The organism is uncultured Bacteroides sp. (assembly GCF_910578895.1).
GTDB lineage: Bacteria > Bacteroidota > Bacteroidia > Bacteroidales > Bacteroidaceae > Bacteroides.
This window is the reverse complement of sequence record NZ_CAJTSC010000038.1, coordinates 1-24,554: the sequence shown is the minus strand read 5'-3', so window position 1 is coordinate 24,554 and position 24,554 is coordinate 1. Positions and strand designations below refer to the sequence as shown.

Annotated in this window: 13 protein-coding genes; all 13 read right to left on the bottom strand. The window is 53.0% G+C overall.

Features of this window, described 5'->3' with window-relative positions; translation table 11 throughout:
• Positions 1 to 69: 69 nt before the first annotated feature.
• The 13 genes from QZ327_RS10270 to QZ327_RS10210 all read right to left on the bottom strand — a co-directional run bounded on the left by QZ327_RS10270 (position 70) and on the right by QZ327_RS10210 (position 24,408).
• Positions 70 to 1,260, bottom strand: a complete 1,191-nt coding sequence (locus QZ327_RS10270) for a heparan-alpha-glucosaminide N-acetyltransferase domain-containing protein (protein ID WP_294618972.1) — start codon at positions 1,258 to 1,260, stop codon at positions 70 to 72.
• A complete protein-coding gene (locus tag QZ327_RS10265; protein WP_294618970.1) occupies positions 1,257 to 4,304 on the bottom strand; it encodes an FAD-binding and (Fe-S)-binding domain-containing protein in 3,048 nt (1,015 codons plus the stop codon). The genes QZ327_RS10270 and QZ327_RS10265 overlap by 4 nt, the downstream gene beginning before the upstream one ends.
• A 17-nt stretch (positions 4,305 to 4,321) precedes the next feature.
• Positions 4,322 to 5,560, bottom strand: coding sequence for a DUF1343 domain-containing protein (locus QZ327_RS10260; RefSeq protein ID WP_294618968.1), 1,239 nt, complete (start codon positions 5,558 to 5,560; stop codon positions 4,322 to 4,324).
• A gap of 71 nt (positions 5,561 to 5,631) precedes the next feature.
• The gene (locus QZ327_RS10255; RefSeq protein WP_294618966.1) at positions 5,632 to 6,954 is read right to left on the bottom strand and encodes an MFS transporter; all 1,323 of its coding nucleotides are present in this window, start codon (positions 6,952 to 6,954) and stop codon (positions 5,632 to 5,634) included.
• Between the two features lie 27 nt (positions 6,955 to 6,981).
• A complete protein-coding gene (locus tag QZ327_RS10250; protein WP_294618964.1) occupies positions 6,982 to 8,343 on the bottom strand; it encodes a SpoIID/LytB domain-containing protein in 1,362 nt (453 codons plus the stop codon).
• Positions 8,344 to 8,392: 49 nt separating this feature from the next.
• Positions 8,393 to 9,325: a DUF4922 domain-containing protein gene (locus QZ327_RS10245; protein ID WP_294618962.1), complete on the bottom strand. Its 933-nt coding sequence runs from the start codon at positions 9,323 to 9,325 to the stop codon at positions 8,393 to 8,395.
• Between the two features lie 174 nt (positions 9,326 to 9,499).
• Positions 9,500 to 10,960 (bottom strand): glycosyltransferase family A protein, encoded by a 1,461-nt coding sequence (locus QZ327_RS10240; protein ID WP_294618960.1) that lies wholly within the window; start codon positions 10,958 to 10,960, stop codon positions 9,500 to 9,502.
• A 69-nt stretch (positions 10,961 to 11,029) separates the two neighbouring features.
• Complete coding sequence (locus QZ327_RS10235) at positions 11,030 to 12,904, bottom strand: PQQ-binding-like beta-propeller repeat protein (RefSeq protein WP_294618958.1); 1,875 nt, start codon at positions 12,902 to 12,904, stop codon at positions 11,030 to 11,032.
• 31 nt (positions 12,905 to 12,935) lie between these two features.
• A complete protein-coding gene (locus QZ327_RS10230; protein WP_294618957.1) occupies positions 12,936 to 16,025 on the bottom strand; it encodes a xanthan lyase in 3,090 nt (1,029 codons plus the stop codon).
• A 12-nt stretch (positions 16,026 to 16,037) separates the two neighbouring features.
• On the bottom strand, positions 16,038 to 17,492 hold the full coding sequence (locus tag QZ327_RS10225; RefSeq protein WP_294618955.1) for a sodium:solute symporter: 1,455 nt from the start codon (positions 17,490 to 17,492) through the stop codon (positions 16,038 to 16,040).
• 51 nt (positions 17,493 to 17,543) lie between these two features.
• Positions 17,544 to 18,710, bottom strand: coding sequence for a DUF1343 domain-containing protein (locus QZ327_RS10220; RefSeq protein ID WP_294618953.1), 1,167 nt, complete (start codon positions 18,708 to 18,710; stop codon positions 17,544 to 17,546).
• Positions 18,711 to 18,993: 283 nt separating this feature from the next.
• Positions 18,994 to 20,883, bottom strand: coding sequence for a RagB/SusD family nutrient uptake outer membrane protein (locus QZ327_RS10215; protein ID WP_294618951.1), 1,890 nt, complete (start codon positions 20,881 to 20,883; stop codon positions 18,994 to 18,996).
• A 12-nt stretch (positions 20,884 to 20,895) separates the two neighbouring features.
• Positions 20,896 to 24,408, bottom strand: a complete 3,513-nt coding sequence (locus QZ327_RS10210; protein ID WP_294618949.1) for a TonB-dependent receptor — start codon at positions 24,406 to 24,408, stop codon at positions 20,896 to 20,898.
• Positions 24,409 to 24,554: the final 146 nt, after the last annotated feature.

Below are 24,554 nucleotides of genomic sequence, written 5' to 3'. Positions count from 1 at the left end.
GTACACTTGTTTCTTTGTTTCCTTGTACACTTGTTTCCTTGTACACTTGTTTCCTTGTCTCCTCGTTCCCTAAATCTTGATGTAAATCTTCCGTCTGTAGAGTTGGTAACCGATGCACCAGTTGATTCCGACAAACAGCAGCGCGTATGCCAGCGAGCCTCCGGTTTCGCCGAACAGCGGCATCAGCAGTACCTTATACAGAAATCCGTGTATGCTGATGCTGTCCTCTCCCCACGCGAAGCTGATGCTGCCGAAGAGGATGCCAAGCACGCCGCCCAATACATACATGAACAACGGATTGACACCGAACGCCTCGAAGAAGAGGCTCCATTTCTTATACCCTTTCACATCGATAATCCAGATGAGCAGTGCCAGGAAGCTGGATGCCAGTCCGCACGTAGCCAGTACAAAGGTGGGCGACCATATCTTTTTGTTGATGGGGCATCCGTAGCTCAGCAGGAAGCCGGCGAACGTCAGGACGGTGCCTGCCAGAAACAGCTTGATGAGGTGCGAGTTGAGCAGGCTTTCGCGGTCCTGGTGTGCCTTGCCGCCCTCAAGCATCATGCGCCCTACGCAGAAGCCAAGCAGCACGTGGGCTATGGCGGGGATAGTGCTCAGAATTCCTTCCGGGTCGATGCCGTTGTCCTTGTACATGTGCGCGGGGGTCAGCACGGCACGGTCTACAACGGAAAGGATGTTGGTATTGTCATAGGCGAAACCGTTGCCGCATGCCAGCAGGATGAAGTAGCCTGCCAGCAGGGTGGCGATGAGGTAGGGGATGTGCCGGTGCTTCACGGTCAAGGCAATGATGGCGGTAGCGCCGTAGCAGAGCGCCAGACGCTGCATGACACCTAAGATGCGGATGCGGTCGAATGTCCACACCGCCTCCCACAGTTGCGCGCCGAAGCCGATGCCTTCGGTGGGAGAAGTCCAGTAGTAACAGAACTTCGAGAACCAGCCGATGCCCATGCCTATCAGGAAGATAAGCAGGGTGCGTTTCAGTATCTTCATGCCGGCGGCACGGCTGAATTCGAAATTATACTTTTTCAGGGAGATATACGTGGAAATGCCCATGATGAACATGAAGAACGGGAATACGAGGTCGGTGGGGGTAAGCCCGTTCCATTCCGCATGGCGCAGGGGGGCATAGATGCGGCTCCACGTGCCGGGATTGTTCACCATAATCATCCCTGCGATGGTGACACCGCGCAAGACATCAAGGGCGAGAATGCGTTTGTTTGTTTTTACCGGAGTACTCATGATTTGTGTGCGTTAAGTTGGTTATCGGGTTTATCGGTTGCGGGCCGGGTACACTCGTCCACCAGGTAGGCTATGGACACGTACGGGATGCCGGAGTGGGTGGTCAGCCCGATTTCGCAAGTGCGGCTGTTGGAGTAGCCTATAGCCACGCCCGCTGCCTCTATCTGCGGACGGAGTTTGCGCAGGGCGTAGGCATTCAGTTCGGGATATGTAAATCCGCGGTCGCCTGCGAAGCCGCAGCAGCCTACCTCTTCCGGCACGATGACCTTTGTGGAGCAGAGACGTGCCAGTGCCGTTATCGTGTCGGCAAGCCCCATCTTGCGCATGGAGCAGGTGATGTGCACTGCCACCGGACGGTCGGTAGGGCTGAATACCAGCCTGTCGCGCAGGAATGTATAGATGAACTCCGCCGGTTCGTAGAGTTTCATTTTCTTGATGGTTTCGCGCATGCGGTGCAGGCACGGGCTTTGGTCGCACAACACGGGATACCTGCCTTGTTCGCTGGCTTTCCATAAAGCCGCTTCCAGTTCGGCGGATTTGCGGTCGGCGATGTCGAGCATCCCTTTGCTTTCCCAGATGGTGCCGCAGCAGAGCTTTTCCATGTTTTCGGGGAAGATGACCCGGTAGCCGCTTTTCTGCAACAGGGCAATCATCTTGTTTGCCAATGCCTGTTCCACGGGCGACTTTCGGGGGAGACCCATGGTCTGGTTAATGCAGCTGGGGAAGTAGACGACTGTATCCGATGCAACATCGGGCTGTGCTGTCACAGCGCCGCAAGAGGGTGTCTCATTCCCTTCACCCTTCGTTCTTGACTCTTCATTTCTTATATGGAGGGGCTTGGGCATCGCAGGTGTCCACTGCGGTATGCCCAATGCGTTGTGCATGCCTTTGGTGATGCCGCTCATGGCTTTGGTGCCCAACAGGGAGTGCCCGAAGTCGGCAAGGCTTAACAGGGGGCGCAGGGCACTTTTGATGCCGGCAAAGTGGTTGGCGGCAAAGTTGCCTGCTTTATATCCCATGCTGCCTTTCGGCAACTCTTCCTGGCGGATGAGGTGTGTCAGGTCGCCCGTGTTGATACCCATGGGGCAGGACATGGAGCAAAGCCCGTCGCCGGCACAAGTCCGGTTGCCGGGATAGCGGTACTGCTTTTCGAGCAGTTTGGCTTCTTTCTCCCGGCCGCATTGCCTGAGGTTAGATATTTCGCGTTGCACCGCGATGCGCTGGCGCGAGGAGAGGGTGAAGCCGCAGGACAGGCAGTTCACTTCGCAGAAGCCGCACTCGATGCACTTGTCTGCCGCGAGCGGCGGGCAGATGGCTACGATGCGCGGTTTGCCGGATATGAATTGCAACTGATATCCTGTTGCCCGCTTGTGTTCGTTGTTTGCCAACAGCGGCAACGGCTTGAAGTTCTTGATGTGGCATTGCGGGTCGTCGTTGAAGATGACACCCGGGTTTAGCAAGCCTTTCGGGTCGAACAGTTGTTTGACGGATTTCATGTACTCGTAAGCCCGTTCGCCCCATTCGTAGCGGACGAAAGGAGCCATGTTGCGCCCCGTGCCGTGCTCGGCTTTCAGCGAACCGTCGTATTTGTCTACGACCAATGTCTTGACATCGTTCATCAGGTTCTCGTAGCGCTTCACCTCGGCGTCGCTGCTGAAGGACTGGTTGAGGATGAAGTGATAGTTTCCTTCCAGCGCGTGTCCGTATATGCAGGCGTCCTCGTAGCCGTGGCGGGCGATGAGTTGTTGCAATTCGGCGGTTGCTTCGGGCAGGTCTTCGATGTGGAAAGCCACGTCCTCGATAAGGCACGTTGTCCCCGGCTGCCGTGTGCCGCCTACGGAAGGGAAGATGCCGGAGCGGATTGCCCAGTACTTCGAATACTCCTCGGGCTTGTCGGTGAAGCGGACGGGCGTGTAGGTCCGGAAAGCGGAAAGGCACTCTTCTATCGTGCGGATGTGCTGCCGGAGCTTTTCCGGGCTGTCGGCTTTGGTTTCGGCGAGCACGGCGGTCAGTCCCGTCTCGTCCCCCGGTTCCACATCGGGCAGGGGCGATGAGCAGACTTCGCCTTTATACTTCAGGAATACGGGGTCGCCGACCGATGCCAGCGACTTCCAGTCCAGCAGTTCCGCACCCTTCACAATCCGTTCATCGTTATCCGTGGTGAGTCCCTTCATCGCCACCACGGCACGGCATGCCTCTTTGATGCTCTTGAAGTAGAGCATGGCGCTTGCCTTGCAGGGATAGTCGTGTTCCGTCTTCATGGTCACTTGCGAGAGGAACGCGAGTGTGCCCTCCGAGCCTACCATGAGGTGGGTTATGATGTCGAACGGGTCGTCGAAGCGGACGAAGGGGAGCAGGTTCAGCCCCGTTACGTTCTTGATGGAATATTTGTGGCGGATGCGCTCCACCAGATCGTCGTACGAACGTATCTCGTCGCGGAGCATACGGATAAAGAAGATAAAATTGCGGTGTGTCGCCTCGAACGCGGCACGGCTTGCGCTGTCTCCGGTGTCGAGCACCGTTCCGTCCGCCAGCACGATGCGGACGGAGAGAATCATCTTGTCGCTGTTGGCATGCGTGCCGCAGTTCATGCCGGAGGCATTGTTCATGACAATGCCGCCCACCATGGCGCTCTTTATGGAAGCGGGGTCCGGTGCGAACTTCCGCCCGAAGGGTGCCAGCAGTTCGTTCACCCGTTGCCCGATGATGCCGGGCTGCAGGGTGATTTCCGTATGGTCGGGTGATATGCTGTATTTCTCCCAATGCTTGCCGGCTACGATAAGGATAGAGTCACTGATGGCTTGTCCGGACAGGCTGGTGCCCGCTGCCCGGAAAGTGACGGGCAGGTTGTAGCGGTCGGCAAGTTTCAGCAGCCGGGAGATTTCCTCTTCTCCTTCCGAACGGATTACGATTTGCGGGACAAGGCGGTAGAATCCCGCGTCCGTTCCCCAGGCAAGCCGGCGAAGCTCGTCTGTGTAAATCCTCTCCTGCGGCACGAACCGTTTCGCTTCCCGCAGGAAAGCCCTGTAGTTACTCTTTTCCATATCGTCTGTGTGTCAATTTATTTGTATAAGTAATACTGCTTCGACAGTTTGCGGAAATCCTCCACATCCTTGTACCAGTAGTCGCGTACGTCTTCCCAACGGTTGCGCTTGCCGAAGCGTTCGCGTATCTGCTTCGAGCCGCTCACTTTGTCGAACATGGAGAAGCGGCCTTTGTCCGCATGGTCGAATACGGCACGGTCGGGATAGAGTGCCGCCACTTCCTGCATCACGAGGAACTGTATGTCGCTGAGCGGCGCCTTGCCGAAATCCATGATATGCACCTGCACGCCTTGCAGCAACTCTCCTTTGCCCACGGCGTAGAAGGGTTTCAGGTACATCGGACGGAAAACGATGCCCGGCACGTTCAGCGCGTTCAGGTTCCTGGCGAGCTTCTCCGCTTCCACCCACGGGGCGGCGAACATCTGGAACGGGATGGTATAGCCCACGCCGATGGACATGTAGCCCAGTTCTCCCAAGATGCCGCTCACGGGATAGAAGAACGCCGAATGCGGGTGCGGAATGTGCGGAGAAGAGGGCACCCACTGCAAGCCGGTCTGCGTATAGTCCATTTTGCGTTTCCAGCCCTTCATCTTCACCACGTGGAGCCGGCATTGCTTGCCGTCTTTCAGCATCTTCTCGCCGTTAAGCATCAGTGCCAGCTCGCCGCAGGTGAGTCCGTAGAGATACGGTATCTTGAACTGGCTCACGAAAGAGACACAGTCGTCTTCCGTCAGATTGCCTTCTATCTTCAGTCCGCCCACAGGATTGGGACGGTCCAGCACAACAAGCTCCTTGCCGTTCTCGGCAACGGCTTCCATGGCAAGTCCCATGGTGCTGATGTAGGTGAACGAGCGGCAGCCGATGTCCTGGATGTCATACACCAGCACGTCGATGTCTTTCAGCATCTCCGGCGTTGCCTTGCGCGTCTTGCCGTAGAGGGAATAGACGGGCAGCCCGGTAGAGGCATCCTTGATGTCCGTCACATGGTCGCCGGCATGCACATCGCCGCGCACACCGTGTTCCGGACCGTAAAGTGCCACGAGATTCACGTTCGGCGCTTCGTGCAGGATGTCGATAGTGGACTTCATGCGGTTGTCTACTCCGGTGGGGTTGGTAATCAGTCCCACGCGTTTGCCTTCCAGGCATTTGAAGTTCTGTTCTTTCAGAACCTCGATACCGGTCTTTATCCGGATTTTCTGCGCGTATGCCATGTTGCATAAGGCGCAGAGCAAAAATATTGTAATACTCTTTCTCATGATTGACAGTTGTCGTTTACTGTTGATTGTTTATTTACTGGTTACCGGTTACCGGATGACGGCCGGTATAATCACTTTTTCCCGTATTCGGGGTCTATGCGCCTGTCGGCAAATATGGTGACTGCAACGGTGGCAATGCAGCAGGCTATCACCATCCAGAAGAAGTTGGCATATCCGATAGCTTCCTGGATGTAGCCGGCAAACATGCCCGGTATCATCATGCTCAGCGCCATGAATGCGGTGCAGATGGCATAGTGGGATGTCTTGAACTCGCCTTCGGAGAAGTACATCATATAGAGCATATATGCCGTGAAGCCGAAACCGTAGCCGAACTGCTCGATGGCAATGGCGGTGGATATGGCAAACAGGTTGTCGGGCTGGCAGATTGCCAGATAGACGAAAGTCAGGCAGGGGAGCGTCATGCACGCCGCCATCCACCAGATGGATTTCTTCAGTCCGATGCGCGAGGCGAAGATGCCTCCGAGGATGCCGCCCAGCGTGAGGAATATCACGCCGATAGTGCCGTATACGATGCCCACTTCCGCCGTGGACAACCCCAAGCCGCCCGCTTCTTTGCCGGCAACGAGGAAAGGCATACACATCTTTATGAGGAATGCTTCGGGCAGGCGGTAGAGTAGCATGAACACAATGGCAAGCAGCACGCCCGGCTTGGTGAAGTAGGTGGCGAATGTGCGCCCGAACTCCTTGAAGATGGCTTTGGCATCGGCTGTTCCCGGTGCCAGGACGGACTTGTCGGAAGCCGGTTTGGGTATCATGAAGAGGTGGTAGAAGCTTACCGCACTGAAGATGACGGCTGTAACCAGCATCGTGACGGTCCACGACAGCGGGATGTTGTCGTACTTCAGTTCGATGGCGCCGGCAATGGCGACGAGCACTCCTTGCCCGAAGATAGACGCAAGGCGGTAGAAGGTGCTGCGGATGCCGACAAACTCAGCCTGCTCGCCCGTCTTCAATGCCAACATATAGAAGCCGTCTGCCGCAATGTCGTGCGTGGCGGAAGCGAATGCCGTGATGATAAACAGTATCAGGGTAATGGTGAACATGCTGATGGGAGTAGTTCCTGCCGCCATCATCGCCTCGTCCGGGCGCGGAATGGTGAGGGTGAGCAGGATAAAGGCTATCGACATCAAGACCTGCATGGACATCACCCACCATCTTTTGGTCTTGATGATGTCCACAAACGGGCTCCAGAAAGGTTTGATGGTCCAAGGCAGATACAGCAGGCTGGTGAATAGCGCCATGTCGCCATTGGGTACGCCCATCTTGGCAAACATCAGTACGGAGATATTGTTTACGATAAAGTAGGGGATGCCTTGCGCAAAGTACAAGGTCGGGACCCATGCCCAGGGGGATATGTTCTTGATATTCTTCATGCTGTCAGTTGTTTTTCGGTTGTCGGATTATTCATATAGCTTGTCGATACTTGCGCCCGTGTAGTAGTGCAGCAGTATCTCGTCATACTTGTAGCCTTGTTCGCCCATCACGGCAGCGCCTATCTGGCAAAGCCCCACGCCGTGTCCCCAGCCGGCTCCGGTGAGGATGAAGCGTCCGGGTATGCCTTCGGGCGAGATTTCTTCCTTGTCTACGACAAAGGCGGAGCTGTAGAGGTGTGACGGGGAGAGCGTGCGGCGGATTTCCAGCTCCTTGCCGATGGTCAGCGTCTGCTTCGTACCTACGATTTTCAGTTTCCAGAGACGTCCGCTGGTGCCGCGGGCAATGGGGACAAGGTCGATGATTTGCCCGTAGTCTATGCCGGAGCGTTTCAGGATGAGGGCGGATAGCTCGTCTTGGGTATATTCCACCTTCCAACGGTAGAAATCGGTGGTTTCCTGGTCGTAGTTGTTGAGCACTTGCGACAGGATGTGCCTGTCCGTGGTGTTGCAGAAGGCTTCGGGGGAGGTGCGTATCCAGCGCTCGGCGCTCTCTTCCGATTCCTCTCCGGCAGAAAGGGGAGAGGATGGTTCCGTCAGCGGGAAGCCGGAAGGGAGGTCTTGCTTGTAGGCGAGGTAGGGGTGCTTCACATCGTCCCAGCAGTATTGGAACTCTTCGAGGGCGCCGCCGCAACATTTGGAGAAGCGGGCGTCGCAGATTTTGCCGTCGTGCATCAGCACTTGTCCGCGGGTGGCGGCAATGGCTTGTTTCACGATGTCGGTAGAGGCGCGGGTGATGCCCTGGTAGCGTTGGCAGTGGTCGTCGGCACATACGTCGAAGCGGGTGTGGGCGTCGCGTTCGTACCAGCACAGCCTTTCCGCCGTCCCGTCGCACGTCGCGTTCTCCGTATCATTGCTCGGGCTGTCTGCTCCCTTCCCTGCCGGAGAGGGGGCGGAAGAGAGGCTCGCCAGCAACCAGCTTCTCGAAATGACCGCATGCGCTTTCAGCAACTCCAGCGAAGCCGTTGCGCTCATTTCGCTGGAGATAACGCTCGTCAGGTACTCTTCCACACGGATGACATTGATTCCCGTCAGCTTCCCGTCTTCCACGATAATCTTTAAAGAACCCTGGAAGCGTTGGTCTTCCTTCCGTTCCCAGTGGAAGTTTATTCCGATAGTCACGTCCAGCAGTTCGAATGCCGCGCCGGACTCTTGCAGGGGTTCAAATACCAATTCGTCATACCGCCTGCCGTTCCAAAGGATTTTGCCTTCATCGTAGGTGACGACCTGCTTGCCGCTGATTTCCTTACCGGATATGCGGTAGGGGGCGAGCAGGATAAATTCTATCTGTGGCTCGAATAAGATGCCGACTTCTACTTTGGGTTCTTTCATGCTTGTTTGTTCGGTTTATCGGTTTACAAAAGAGACTCCTTGTCTCCTGTTACAATTTCTCCTTAATACGTTCCCGCACTTTCCGGAAATCCGCAGGCGAAAGGCACACCTCGCCCAGTATCTGTGCGATGTCTTCCGCCGTTATCTTGAGGAAATCTTTCTCGACGGGGGTGATGAATACGCCGCCCAGGTCCACGGATGCGGGACTGCTCAGCAGGTTGGCATCGCCCTCGGCGGTGTAGCATGCCGGGCGGTGCTTGGCGCGGGGAAAGACGAATACAATCCATTTGCCGTCCTCGTACATGGCAAGCACGTTCATCATCGGCTCCTCTTCGCCGGGCTGTATGTCCAGCGAGTGATAGACGGTGTCGAACAGCTTTATCGCCGTCTTGCGGTCGGCGGATTCGATGACAAGTGTCGTGCGCGGGGCGTCGTCCAGATACCAGAGGGTTGCCGCGCCGTAGTCCGTCACTTTGCCTGCCACTTGCCCGCGCCACTCCTTCTCGATGGGCATGAAGCCTTTGTTGCCCGCCTGGAAGTGTGCATGGTCGGGAGCGGAAGCGCCGCACCGCGGACCGTTGTAGAAAATGGTGTAGCCGGTGAGTTGCCGTGCCAGGTCCAGCATGTCTCCGAAGCGGGGGGCGATGCGCTGGCATACATGCGCTGTTTCCGGCACCGTGAGGTGGCGGGGGAATATGGGAAACGGGTTGACCAGTATGTTGTAGTGTCCTTCGAACGGGATGCCTTTCTGCACCGGCGGCAGGTTGGCGGGGCAGAGGAAGCATTTGCGCTCCTTTATGGACTTGGCGTCCACTTTGGCTCCCGACGACACGATGCGCGCCGGGTTGAACTGCACCTTGTAGGGTATGCCGTTTACGTTCAGCTCCTTCACCTGCACGCCGGAGAGGGCGGCATAGTTGTTGCGTGCCGTCTCCCAGGCGGCTAATTGTTCGGTTAGAAGATTGTGTATCGTTTCGTTCATGAAGTTTTGTAATTAGTTGGTTATGAGGTTGTTGATAGACGCTTGTGTCTGACTTCCCAAACACTTGTGTCTATCGTGTCAAACACTGGCGTCTGTCGCGTCAGACACAAGTGTCTGTCGGGAGAAACACCAGTGTCTGAGAAACGGATTTTCAAGTGTTTGATATCCAGTGTATTATTTCCTCTTGTTCAGGGCAATGCGTGCCTGCAACTCCCAGGTACGGATACGGTCTTTGTAGAGGTTGTGTCCGTTCATCTTGACGATGTCCAATGAAGCGTCCGAGTTGTCGTCCCAGCGGCGGCAATGGTAGACTACGTCATACACGCGGCCTATCTGGTAGTGGCGGGAGAAGTTCAGTCCCAGCGCATAATCTTCGCCATAGCTTGTGTTGGGCACTTTCACTTCGCGCAGCACCGGCGTATAGAATGCGCGCGGAGCACCCAGCCCGTTGATGCGGAGGGCGTTGTTCCGTCCGTTTTCCGGTGTCCATTCCTTGTGGTCGATGATGCCCGGGGCAATCATGTTCATGTTGAAGTCCGTCATCATGTAGGTGCCCACCACCATGGCGCAGTTCTGCTCGTAAAAGGCGCGTACCATTGTGGCGAGAGTGTTCTCGTTGGCATAGACGTCGTCACTGTCCAGCTGCACGGCAAACTTGCCGCATTGGGGGTGGTGTACGCCCATGTTCCAGCAGCCGCCGATGCCGAGGTCGTTGCGTTCGGGGATGATGTGGATGAGGCGTCCGTCGGCTTTGAACTCGTCGATAGCCTCTGTCGTTCCATCGGTGGAATGGTTGTCGATGATGATAAGGTTGAATTTGAAGTCCGTCTTCTGGCCCAGTACGGAACGGATGGCATCGCGGATGGTGCGTATGCGGTTGCGTACGGGGATGATGACGGATGCCTCGTACTCGAAGTTGCCGGCAGAGAACTCTATCTGCTTGAACTCCGGTTTCAGGTAGCCGCCTATCTCTTTCAGGTGTTCCGTGCATGCCGCTTCCATTTCAATCTGGCGGTTGCGGTTTTTCGGGTCTACGTAGTCGAATATCTTTTCGCCGCTCTTGCGCGTGTCATTCTCCACTTCGCTGTACAGGTATTCGTTGATGTGCACGAGGTCTGCCTTTTGGCTTAGCTTCAGGCGCAGGTCGTAGAGTCCGGCAAAGTCGTAATCGGATGTCATCCGTCCGGCAGCCTCTTTCAGCCTGGCACTGTGGAACAGGAGCACGGAGCCGAAGTTGAAGTCGTCGCGCAGCGAGCCGGACTGATAGTCGATGACGGGCGCGTTCGTCTGCTTGCCGTCGGCTATCTGGTAGTGGTCGGCATACACCATTCCGGCATCCGCGTCTTCTGCGATGTGCATCATGCGTTCCAGTGCGAACATGCCCAGTTCGAGCGTTGTTTCTTTGGTGTAGAGCAAGGTGTATTCCGCATCGGTTGCCTGTGCGATGGCTTTCAGGGTGGCGCTGCCGTAGGGCATCTTCACTGCCATGACCTCGCATCCGGGCAATGGTTCGAGCGTGGCGTCTGTGGTCACTAAACGGATGTTTCCGACAAGCCCCGTAGCCTGCAATCCTTGTACTGTCTTTTCAGCCTGTTCTTTTCCTGCGTAAGGAATAAAGCAATCAATCTTCTTCATATCTGTAGGTATTATTTCTCAAAGCTATTATTTCTCAATTCCTAATTCTTAATTTCTAATTCTCAATTCTCAATTCCTGAACCTCAGCATTCCCGCTTCCCCGCTCGTAGCGGTGAAGAGCACCCGGTTGTTGCCGATCGGCACTACGGTGTTTATAAGCGAGTTGCCGATTTTATGTTTCCACAGCACTCTGCCCGTCTTGGCTTCCAGTGCGAAGATAAGCCCTTCTTTGGTACTTCCAAACATTACTCCCTCTTTTTCCGCCTGCATGGAAGGGGCGTGCTCGTAGCCGAAGCCGACGTTGGACGCCCACAGCCGGCGCGGTTGGTCGCCTTTGGCGGAGTAGCAGACGATGCTGTCGTTCATGGTCTTGCTGTAGATGCGTTCCCCGTCTTCGGAGAGGCCGATTGTCTCGCGTACCATGGATTGGAAGGTGCGCCATACGGTGTTGCCCGTATGGATGTCGACGGCGGTCATGGCGCGTTGCGGGTCGGTGATGAATACTTTCCCGTCGGCTGCCACGGGCCATACGGCGGCGGGAGAGAAGTGCATGCGGGTCAGTCCGCCTGTCCATTTCCATAGCGCTTTTCCGTCGGCTTTGTCCAGTGCGTACAGGGTGTTGTCCCATGCGCCGAAGATAACCTTGTCGCCCGTTACCAGGGGCTTGGTCTCAATGTAGCCCTTTACGTCCGTAAAGTTCCACTTTACGTCGCCGGTGTAGATGTTTATGGCGCGGAATGTATGGTCGCTGGCACCGATGTAGGCAATGCCGTCCGCTATGGTGACCGCTCCCAGTACGGGACCGTCTGTTTTCACGCTCCACAGCTGTTTGCCGCTTTGGGCGTCCAGCCCGTATATCGTGCGGTCGGCGGAACCGAACACTACCACCCCGTCGCTTACGGCAGGGGTGCCTACAATGCGGTTTCCGGATTGGAAGCTCCACAGTTTCCTGCCGTTTTTAAGGGTATATGCGGTCAGGCGTCCCATGTCGTCGCCGACGAATACTTTCTCTTTTTCCACAGCCGGCGAGCAGTAGATGCCTGCTCCGGTTTGCACCACCCACTGTTCTTTCACTTGCGGGTACTCCTTGTTTACGGAGAAGTCCGGATACTTCCCGGCTTTGCCGTTGCGGTCGTAGTAGGCTTCCGTCAGGGAGAAAGCCGCCCATTGCTTTTTGGGTTCTCCGATGCGTTGCGTATAGACGAGGATGGAGTCTTTCGTCACTTCATAGATGCCGTAACCCGGTTTCTCGTCCTTGTCGCGCAGGTTACTGCGCATCAGGATGCCCGGAATGCCGTCGTAGCGCATGTTGCGGTCGCGGTGGTAGTGCCCGCCCACAAACAGGCGTATGTTGTACGGGCGCACGGCGTCCGTCACTTCATACCAGTTGTCCACATCCCCTTCCGTCATCGGATAGTGGGTGGCAAGTATCACAGGCTTGTCCAGCTTGGGGTTGCCTGCATTGTACCGGTCCATGCACGCTTTCATCCAGCGGATGTCCTGGGGAACGACATGCCCGTATGCCATGCGCATCAGCGGACCGGAGTTAAAGCCTAAGAACAGGAAGCCTTTGTGCTCGAACTCAAACCGTTCGCCGCCGAATATCTCGCCGAAGGCGGTGCAGCCGGAGTCGCTCCATTTGGTTTCATGGTTGCCCAACGCTACGTAATACTTCGCTTTCAGCAAATCGAGGCATGACTTTACTTTCTGCATGGTGGCGCGGTCGCCCTCTTCGGCGATATCGCCTGTCACCAGTACGAAGTCGATGCTGTCGGTCGCATTGATTTGTGCGACGGAACGCAACAGGTCTTCCGTCGGGTTGGGATTGTTGGGGCTCAAGTGAATGTCCGTCAGGTGTGCGAAGCGGAACACACCCTGCTGCGCCTGCACCGCAAGCGGTAGCAGGCAGGCAAACAGGACGCTGATAAATAGTCTTCGGTTCATAAATGATGATTGGTCTTTTATAGGTTATACGTTATTTCTTGGCAGGCGTGTCGAAGAACGTCAGGATGGCGTTCATCAGGCATGCTCTCTCTTCTGCAGTGCGAATCGACTCGAAAGGAAATCCCAAGACGCAGGTCTTGTAGGCTCCCCGGTAGGCGACTCCGGCGCTGAGGTTGTTCTCCGGATAGCGCATCACGGTGTATGCCTCTTTCACGGCAGGCTCGATGGCGTCGGGCGATTCCACGACGTACATGTCCGAATTCGGCTTATTATAATAGGTGTAGTCTCCCGCAAGGGAAGGGAAGGGAGAAGCTACGCAATTCACCTTGCCCGTCAGGGCTGCTTGTCCTGCGCGCCACTTGTATTTCAGCACTTCCGTGGCAAATTTCCTGTCCTCTTCGTTGGCGGGGGCAAGGCGGTTGTCCCAAAGATCCGTTCCTACATACGCTCCGGATACGAAGATGTTGCCGCCCCCGTTGCAGTAGGCTGTGATGCGTTCCTGCATCGGCTTGCTGAATGTCTTGAACTCCAAAGGCTTCACGCCGCCTCTGCCTATCTTGGTCTGGCACTCCTTGCCGAGGATAAGGTCGGTGTGTTTGTAATCGTTCAGGGAGACCTGTCCGTGTTCAACGGCTTCGTCGCTGCACGACACGAAGGAGTAGCCGGCTTTCAGTATGGCGGCTCCGTGCAGGGCGGGATAGTCGAATGTGTTTCCGGCAATGACCTGCGTCTCGTAGTTGCTGTAGCTGTCGCCGAAGCCGGATGCGTCATCGTCCATCCAGGGAACGGAACGGCGGTACTCTTTCATCTTTCCGATGTAGCTGATGTCTTTGATGTAGGGCACGCCGTGGTCCAAATCGTCCAGAAAGCCGGCAAGTTGCGTGCCGGCAGGTGCGGCGGCAACGAAGTCGGCGGGAGCGCTGATGCGGTCGAAGCCGTTGACCACCAATACACGTCCCTTGCTGCCGGAAGCCCGTCCGGCTGAGAGGATTTCGGAGGGGAAGCTCTCGCCGCCTTTGTTGAGGGCGGTCACCTTGTAGCTGCATACGGTTCCGGCGGGAAGGGTGGTGCGGTAGCTGGTGCCGCCGACTATCACGCCGTTGTCGAAATCACCGTTGCCGATGCGGGTATAGACGATGTATCTATCGGGGGTGGCTGTCGGTTCCAGCGGGTCGTTCACCGGTTGCCAGGTCAGCTCAACCTCGTCTTCGCCAATCATGCGCAGCGCCGTATGGTCTACCGGCAAAGGCTGCACAACGTAATCCATGCGGTATTGCGAGCAGAGGAACTGCAACATGCCCTTGTAAATGGCGCGGCTCACCGTAAAGCGGAAGCGCGGGTCGATGCCGTAGCGCATATCGGCGAAGTTCTGGTGGGAAAGCAGTTCGAGCAGCATTGTCGGCACGCGCGGCACGCGGGCTTCGTAGTACGACTGGTTCCATTTGCCGCGGCGCGTCCATTGCGGTTCGTGCAGCGCACGGATGTCGCGTACGATGTTCGATTGAATCAGGTCTGTCAGGTCGTGGGACAGGTAGCGTGATGCGCCGTTGGCGAATACGCCGTTGTAGGCATCGGTCTGGTAGATGCCGAGTGTCCCGATGATGGAGTCGTTGATGGTGGTTCCCGCATCCGAGTGGAAGGCAAACGCCATGTCTACCGGGATGTTTAGCCCCCGCTCCGTGGGATTGGCGGCAGAACCGCCGGCAAGGTAGTTCACCCATATACCGCGGCTTTTGTAGTCGTCCGTGTAGTCGTTCTTGCCGTGGCTGTCGGAATAGACGCTGTCCGGCACACCTGCCCATTGCATCCAGTAACGGGCGGCTTCGCAGAAACGGGGATAGCCGCTCTTTTGGTATTCGGACACATACGCGGACCGATGCGTTGCCTGTGCGCCGGTTGTGGCGTTTGCCGTATTGGCGGTCTTGTCGGAGCTCTTCAGGTTGTCCGTCGCTCCCTCTTCCGAGATACGGCGGGCGATGTTTCCCATGCCGCCGCCGATTTTCACGGCATCGGCTGTCACGGTTCTTCCGGCTTTGGCAGAACGGTTGCTGAGGGTCACTTTAAAGCGGCTGTCCTTTCCGGCATCGAAACCGAACGTGCCTAAATAAATCCAGGTGCCGCCGCCCATTTGCTGGTTGACCTTGAATTGGGATGTTCCGCCTTTGTGATAAACGGTATAGAGGGCATCGTCACTGCTGTTGGGAACGGTCCGGTAAGCCACATAGACAGCGTACTGTCCGCTTTGAGGAATGTCGGGTACCCATTCGGCAATGCTCTCTTTTCCTTTCTTGATGGTCTCTACGGCGCGGAACGTTCCTTCTTTGAAGGGGTTTTCGAACTCGATGTATTGCGGACGGAGGTGTGCGAACCCTTCTCCGTCGCCTTGTGTCCATGCTTTGTCTGCGGCACTTTCGGCATACGTGGAGTGTGTGCCCGGGCAGCCGTCGTTGTCGATGATGACTTCGGCAGTCTGGCAGTCGCGCTCACGCGGCATCAGTACGTTGGCTCCGGCATTTTCCAGCATCGGGACGAGGTAGGGGAGTACGAAGCTTTGCGTGTACAGGTCTTCCACGGTCTGGAAGCAGCGGGCACGCTGCCACTCCCAGCGGTTGAGCTTCGGCTCGTAGTAGAAGCCGTGGCTTTGCCACAAGGCTATGTGGCGGTTCTGCAGACCATTGGTGGGGGTATAGGGTTTGGAAAGCCTGGTCACCAAAGGCTTTTTTACGTGCTGGCTGAAGGTCAGTGCCTTTTTATCTTTCTTCGAACGCAATGCTTGCGGTATCAGTTCCTCGATGCTGTGCTTGTTGGTGCGCAGTTGAAGCCTGTATTTGGCGAACTCCGTCGGCAACAGGGCACGGATGCCTTGATAAATCTCTGCCACGTTCGTTTCCCGGAAAGGAATGTAGGAGCAGTTCATGTTGGCAAAGAGTTGCAGGGTGTTGCCCGTTATGGCGACCGAGTCGATGGCGATGCGCCCTACGGATATCTCTTTTCGTGCGGTGGCATCCAGAAACTGCCCTATCTCCCGGCGGGTCTCTGCCGGAAGCTCTTGCGCGCCGCCCTGCAGGGGGATAAGGGCGGCGGCAAGCATGCTGAATAAAAAGTGAAGTCTTACACTCATGATGATGTTAAGTTAAATGTTCTTTTTGTCTTTCTTTATCAAGAGGCAGAGCCCGGTGAATGTGAACAGTGCGTTGAATATCAGCAGTTCGTAGCTGAACTGGTAGCCGTTGAACCAGGCTTCCGAGTTCTTTTGCAGGATGAAGCACAGCAGCGGGGAGGCGATGGCTACCCATGGGATGTACTTGTCGCGCACCTGCTGCTTCATGAAGATGCCGAACGCGAACAAGCCCAAGATAGGACCGTATGTGTAGCTTGCCAGGATGTATACGGCATCGATTACACTGGTGTTGTTCAGCAGGTTGAATACGAAAATCGTGATGCCCATGATGACCGCCATTCCCACGTGCACCCGTTTGCGGATTTTGACAACCGTTTCTTCCGTCTTTCCTTTGGTGCCGAGGATGTCCACGGTGAAAGAGGTGGTGAGCGCTGTCAGTGCGGAGCCGGCTGCCGAATAGGCGGAAGAAATCAGCCCGATGATAAACAGGATGCCTACGACGGCAGGGAAGTAGTTTCCGGTGGCGATTACGGGGAAAAGTTCGTCGCTTTTGACTACCTGTATGCCTTGGCTGCCGGCAAATATGTAGAGCAAGACGCCCAGCATCAGGAATAGCAGAATGACGAAGAACTGTGAGATAACGCTCGTAATCATGTTCTTCTGCGAGTCTTTGAAGTTCTTGCAACTGAGGTTGCGTTGCATCATATCCTGGTCCAGACCGGTCATGGCTATCATGGTAAACGCTCCGGCGAAAAATTGCTTGAAGAAATACTGCTTGCTGTTGACATCGTCGAAGAAGAAGATGCGTGACATGTCGCTGTCGGCAATGGTGCCGAGCATGCCGCTGAAGGAGAGGTCGAGGTGGGAAGCGATGTAGCAGATGCACAATACGACCGATACCACGAGGCAGAAAGTCTTCAGGGAGTCTGTCCAGATAAGCGATTTTACGCCGCCTCGGAAGGTGTAGAGCCATACTAATGCCACGGTGATGGCAACATTCAGGATAAACGGCAGTCCGAAAGGCTCGAATACCAGCAACTGCAGTGTCAGGCAGACGAGGAACAGGCGCACCGCCGCTCCCAACATCTTGGAGATAAAGAAGAACCAGGCTCCCGTATGGTATGAGGACATGCCGAAGCGGTTCTCCAGGTATTCGTAAATGGAAATCAGGTTCATCCGGTAGAACAGGGGTGTCAGGACGAAAGCGATGATTAGCTGCCCGGCAATAAATCCCAGTACCATTTGCAGGTAACCGAAGTTGCTTGCGGCAACCATGCCGGGCACGGATACGTACGTCACCCCGGAAATGCTGGAACCGATCATGGCAAAGGCGACCACATACCAGGATGATTTGCGGTTGCCCACAAAGAAACCTGCATTGTCTGCTTTTCTGCCGGCAATGTACGACACGGTGAACAGTATGATGAAGTAGGCGGCAATAGTGATGATAACGGATAGTGGACTCATGGTAGTCGTTGGGTATTAGTTGTTACAAGTAAGTTGATAATTTAGGAATGGTTATTCCCGGTAAAGCAGATAGGGTTTCCGTTGTTCCTTGAACTTCTCCACATCCTCTTTCCAACGGCTTTTAATCTCTTCGGCGCTCTTTCCGGCCTCTATCATCTTGCGTACGTAATCGGTACCGACCAACAGTTCGAAGAACGAACGGAAGAAGTGGTCGCCCATATTCAGGTTCTTATAAGCATCGATGACATAGGTCAGGTCCACTCCGCGTTTCCAAATCTCTTCGTCACTCATGTTGCTGAGGTCTACGCCGTGGCACAGCTTGTTCAGCTGCGGAGGATTTTTGGCTCCGGGGATGCTTTTAGGCGTAAAGCTGTAATCATACCCTTTCATGTTGGGATGTCCGTACACCTGAAAGGGGAATGAGGTGCCTCTGCCCAGGCTGACGGGCGTAGCCTCGAAGTAGCAGGTCGCCGGATAGAGGTAGATGGACTTCATGTTCGGCAAGTTGGGAGACGGCGGAATGGGCAATACGTATTTCGTCTGGTGCGTATAGTTCTTGCAAGGTATAACGGTAAGGTCGCATACACGCGAAGCAGGCAACCAGCGTTCGCCGTTCACCATTAACGCCAACTCGCCCAGCGTCATGCCGTGTACAATGGGGATAGGCAGCCAGCCTACGCCGGACTTGTATTTCATGTCCAGTATCGGTCCGTCCACGTAGTGCCCGTTCGGATTGGGGCGGTCCAGCAGTAACACTTTGCGGTTGTATTCTGCACATGCGTCCATCAGCCTGCACATTGTTATATAGTAGGTATAGAAGCGCAAACCTACATCTTGTATGTCCATAACCAGTATGTCGAACTTCCTCATGGATGCTTCGCTCGGTTTCTTGTCTTTCCCGTCGTAAAGGGAAAGAATGGGCACTCCTGTCTTTTTATCGACCGAACTGGATACATGTTCTCCCGCATCGGCGTCTCCACGAAATCCATGCTCGGGCGAGAAGATGGCTACTACATCGAATTTATTCTCCAGCAGGATGTCCAGCAGATGCTTGTCTCCCACCATTCCGGTGTGATTGGAGAAGATTGCAATCCGTTTGCCTTTCAGGATTGGAAAATACGCCGAGGTCTGTTCGTCACCCAAGATAACGCGTTCTTTCTGTGCTTGGCACAACAGTGAGCTGCACAATAGGAAAGTCAATAGTAGAAGTTTCTTCATAATAGTATTATTAAGGGAACTTGTATGGAACAAAGATACTTTTTATTTTAATATCAAAAACACTTATTTACGAATATTTGGTATTATAATTATTAATTTGCAATTTGGTTGCTGGCTGGTTAGATTGATATCCAAGAAAATACTGAACTTATTACCTTGTGCATTTAACTTATATATTCAATTCGTGTGTGTACGGATATGGCTGTATAAAAAACTGCCCATTCTATTTTTTGTAGAATGGGCAGGCTTTTTATTTATTACTTAAATACTGATACGTTTCTTGTTACCAACCGCTAGTCTGAGTCAATTTATAACCTCTTTCTTTATATTGGTTGATTTGGGCATGACCTACAGGGGCACAATAAGAACGTTCTGTAAATCCGTCACGATTGCTGGCACCCAATGGAACATAGTAGCCCACCATAGCATCTGCATTTGTTCCATCGTATTTAATTCTATCGCCGTTGGCATTTATGACTTCTCTTCCCGGCCATGTTCCGTCTTTGTTGGCTTCCAAATAACTGGGAACTTCTTCCTTCATGTTCACCCATAAACCTAATGCGGTATTCGGATACAACGCATTGTCCATATAATGTAACTTTTTCCAACGTTTCAAATCTAATAGACGAGAATGCTCAAATACAAACTCCATGCGGCGTTCACGGCGTATTTCCCAGATTAAAGGGTCAACTGCATAATCACCTGTGATGCTGACAACGCCTTTGTCTCGTGCCGGATCGAAATTATCGTCAATATCAGCCAGTTGCATTGGCGCTGTCTGTTTGACGCCATTATCAGTTGCCGGTTTGTCCAACGGGCGTTTACGCAGTGCGTTGATTGAAACTTCGATGTCGGTTTGAGTAACAGCTGCGCCGCCATAGCTTAATGCCAGTTCGGCTTTTGCTTCCAGCCAATTTAGCAATACTTCTGAATAGCGCATGACAGGATAGTCGTTCGTATTGGTCATACTTGCATAAATGGCTGTTCCGCTTGGGTCTTTCAACGATGGACCGACACGGTCGATGAATTTAGTGGCATACAACAATGTTACAGACTCAATTTTAGCAACATTGGCAAATGTCGCTTCAAAACGCGGGTCACGTGTTTTAATCATGTTCTTGATGTCTAATTTGCCGGCATCAGCCATATCCGGGTCTGTGTGCGTTGCCTGATAAGGTTTTCCGTCTTGACAAATGAAAGATTCAGCCAATGCCAGGTTTGGAGCCGGAGTCTGGTTCTCTTGTCCGTTTGAATAAGATGCTACATGATGCGTCACATTTAAAGCAGCATCATAGTGGCGATACATCAGTACTTCTTTATGTCCTTTCAAATCTTGCGAACCGAACAGACCGCGGAACTCGCCGCTGATTTCCCATTTGCCGGAGCTAATAATGAGTTGAGCTGCATCACGTGCCATTTCAAGGTATTTCTTGGCCAATGCCTGGTCGCCGTTGTGATATTTTTGCCAGGTACCTTCAAACAGCATCAGGCGGCTGATGAATCCGGCGGCAATATATCTGTTCAGATACTGTGCGCCGTCATCCAAACGCATGTTGTTGTTTAATACGTATTCAAAATCCGCATAGACCTTTTCCATTACTTCCGTACGGGGAGAGCGGTCTTTAAACATTTCTTTCTCGTCCGTTTCGGAGAATACCTTGTCGTAGTAGGGCACATCGCCGAATACGCTGACCAGGCGGCAGTATTCATAACCTCGGAAGAAACGGGCTACCGCACTCCAATGTTTATAAGCCTCTTCGCTAAGTTTAGGCTTTGCCACATTTTCGATACGGTCGATGAATAAGTTTGCCTTGCGTACCCAGGCAAAATTCCAATTAGGACCAGCGAATGCAGAACCTAACCAAGCCACATCTTCACTGCTGCTGCCACGGCTGGCAGGAATTGAATTTTCAAATGAACTTTGTTTGCCCGAGTAGGCTACGTCATCTGAGAAATTGTAACCGCGCAAAGGAGCGTATGCCGTTCCCCAACTGCTATTGTATCCTACAAAATAGTTTGTGTAGAAGCCATTGCCAAACAAACGTAAGTCTGTTTCGTTTCTCCAGTAATTGTCATCCTGGGGATTGTTCAACTGTGGACGGTCCAGCACGTCATCGCAACTGGCAAACATGAGTGCCGCAGCTGAAAATAAAGCAAATATATATTTTTTCATTGTATCAATATTTTAGAAGTTCAACTGAATACCAACTGACATGCTCTTGAATGTCGGAGTACCAACGCCTGTACGGCCGGAGTTATAGTTATCTTTGGCGGCATTATCGGCAAACATCGAGTAGCCGCTAACTTCTTCCGGGTCGATTGGCAGACCATTCAGCTTGTCCCAAGTGACGAAGTTCTCAAGTGCGAAATAAACGCGCGCCTTCTGTATCCATACTTTCTTGAGCAAGTCTTTGGGAAGCGTGTAACCTACTGTTATATTCTTGATTCTAAGATAAGACATGTCTAACAGATAGCGTGACTGTTTTTGCATGTTGTAGCTATAGCCGGAGTCACCCAAGCCCGGGCCACCTAAATTCCATGCACGGGGATAGAAAGCGTCTGTACGGTCTTCTTTCCAGAAGTTGCCTGCAATGGCTTGCGGCATGGCACCATCGGCTGAGTTGAAGCCCGGAATAGCCAAGAAACCGGCACCCCAAACCTCGCGCTTGCCTACTCCCTGGAAGAACACGGATACATCGAAGCCTTTATAGTCGGCACCCAGACGGAAACCATATTCGTATCGTGGAGTAGAGTTACCGATTTTCTTCAAGTCTCCATGATCGTCTATGGTACGGCTACCGTCGTTGATAGAACCATCGCCGTTCAGGTCTTTGTATTTCACGTCACCTGGGCCGAATACAAAGTCGCCACCTTGCAGGTAGTCCTGATAAGCTGCTTTGGGATCACTGAGTTTGTTCATTTCTTTCGCTCCGGCAGTCTTTACATCATAAACTTTTCCATCTTTCAGCCATACTTTCTGGAATGTGCCATCCGAATTGTACAGGAAGTCTTCTTTCTGATATAATCTGTCGGTTTCATATCCCCAGATTTCACCATATTGCTTGCCTACATACCAACTGTCTATGCTTTTGGTATCGCCGTATGCTGTGATTTCCGTGATAGCATCGGATAATGTAAACATGGCGTTGATGCCCAGTCCGTTTTTGAAACGGTGATTATAATCCAAAGCGATTTCCCAGCCTTTTGTACGCAATGAACCAAAGTTGCCCTTTGGAGAGTTTGCACCAAAAGCCAGCGAAACATTGCCTACGGGTACAATCATATTCTTGGTATCACGTTGGTACCAATCGAACGTAAATCCAAGTTCTCCATTGAAAAAGCGTGCATCTACACCTACATCAAGCGTAGTAATGTCTTGCCAGGTGATTGAAGGAATGATGGCACTCGGAGTACCTACATAACCTACTTTACTGCCATCGCCGCCAATCCATGCGCTTTGTCCTGTATTCATGGTAGATACATAGAGTTTGTTGCTGACAGTCTGGTCACCTATAGTACCCCAAGAACCACGAAGTTTTAAAGAACTCAAAGCGGGTTTTGCCCACTGCATGAACGCTTCCTCGCTGGCACGCCATCCGAGAGAGAAAGACGGGAACCAGCGCCATTGCAAGTCGGACGGGAACTTGGAAGTTCCGTCATAGCGCAAGTTGGCTTCTACCAGATACTTGTCCATTAAGTTGTAATTCAGTCGTCCGTAGAAACCGAGTTGTCCGTCCCATGCGCTGCCGCCGCTACCGGTCTGTGTGCCGTATGCCAGGTCATATTGCGGATTGTCCAGGTCCATTAATTTAGTAGTCTGGTTCCAGTTGTATTTTTGATCCCAAGTTACGCGGTTCATACCAAGCATGACTTTCAGATTGTTGTTGTCGTCAATCTGCCAATTGTAGTTGGTATTGATATTCAATGTATTGCGGTTGGCGTTTGTAGTTTTGCGATAGATATGGTCAGGATTTGCACCGGAACTGGTATATTCAAAGTAACTTAATGCGTAGGCCGGCATTGCACCGGGAGCATCTGCGGAGACGGTATTGCCGTTTTCGTCTACATAAACCTGATTGCCGGCGTCATCTTTTTTTGCTGTTGCCGCACCCCATGTGTTGGCGGCTGTGTAGCGTGTTCCGGGACGATTGGTGATTTCCTGTTCGTTGGCATATGTATAGTCTATGTCAAATTTCCAGTCTTTGGTGATGTTCAAGGTTGCACCGATATTGATGTTGGCATAGCTGTTTTCAATATTGGCGGTATTTGCCTGGCGTGTTTCGGATGCAGGGCTACGGAGTTCTTGCCCGTCCTCATTATATCCCATTGGCATTGTCGGTCCCCAACGGTAAAGATATAACCACGGGTCGGCAGTCATGGAAGAAGTGGCGTAAGCATATCTCTTGTCGCGTTTTGAATAAATAGCACCGGCGCGCAGGGTTACGTATTTATTGAATTCGGTGCTTATTTTTACAGAGGCGTTCCAACGTCTGAAGTCATCTTCCTTGGCGGTTTTCATCAAGCCGTCTTGTGACAAATAGCCCAAACCGATGTTGAAAGTGGTTTTTCCGCTTTTTCCGTTTACAGACAGGTTGTGTGTCATGGCAGGAGTCCACTCTTCAATCATGTAGTCGTATGGATCAAAAGTTCTTATACTGTATTTGGCCTTGTCGGCTCCATAATACCAGTCGCGGCCATAAACAAACGGGTCGTTAGGGCCAATCTTGCCGCCCCATTTCTGTTGCCATTCCTTTGCTTTTTCAAAACTGGTACGGTCCACAAGCCAGAAAGCTCCTGCTTTTGTGCCGCCTACACGTTCAAAAGCGTTTACTGTATAGTCCAATCCGTCAATACCGGCCATTTCCATTTTTTTTGATATGTTCTGCCAGGAGAAATTTCCGGAGTAAGATACATTGATACTTTCCTGTTTCGCACCTTTCTTGCTGGTTATCAATACAACACCGAAAGCACCTTTGGCTCCGTAAATAGAAGCTGAAGCGGCATCTTTCAAAATAGAAATGGATTCGATGTCATCCGGATTCACCATTTGGATAGAGGGGATTTCCACGTTGTCCAACAAAATAAGCGGTTCGGAACCACCATCGATAGAGCCTATCTGACCACGGATTTTGATAGTAGGGTCGGAGCCTACTTCACCGCTGGGTACAACAATTGATAATCCCGGCGTAGTACCTTGCAATCCACGACCCACGTCGGCAATAGGACGTCCTTCCAGGGTTTTGTTAACGTCGACAGAAGAAACCGCACCTGTCAGATTCTCCTTTTTTTGTATACCATAACCTACTACGACAACTTCCGAAAGCAATTCGCTGTCCTCTTTCAGCACAATCTTCATTGTTCTGCTTGCTTTAACTTCTTGGCTTTGATAACCTACATAAGAGATTTTCAGAGTTGCCCCTTGTTTTACGTTCAGTGTGAATTTACCGTCAATATCGGTAACGATACCGTTACTTGTTCCTTTTTCCACTACGCTGGCACCGATAACCGGTTCGCCACTTGCGTCTACAACCAAACCGCTGACCGTTTGATTCTGAAGCTGTTCTGTCACTTCCAGGGAACTGCCGGTGTTGGTTTGAGTAGCCAGTACATTGCCGCTGCTTAAAAACAGCGCGCTGATAGCTACCGCTGTGAGGAACTTGCTGTTTGCCATCCCTCGTCTTTTGCGATCTTCATTCATGAGTGATTGATGATTTTGTTAATTTTAAATAGTATTCTCAAAAAAAATAGGTAAAAGGTAATTTGATGAGGAATTAGGATATTCCCATCTTAGGTCTTTCATTGTTCCATAGGCTTTTCTCTACTGTTTAAAGGTTCATAACTTTT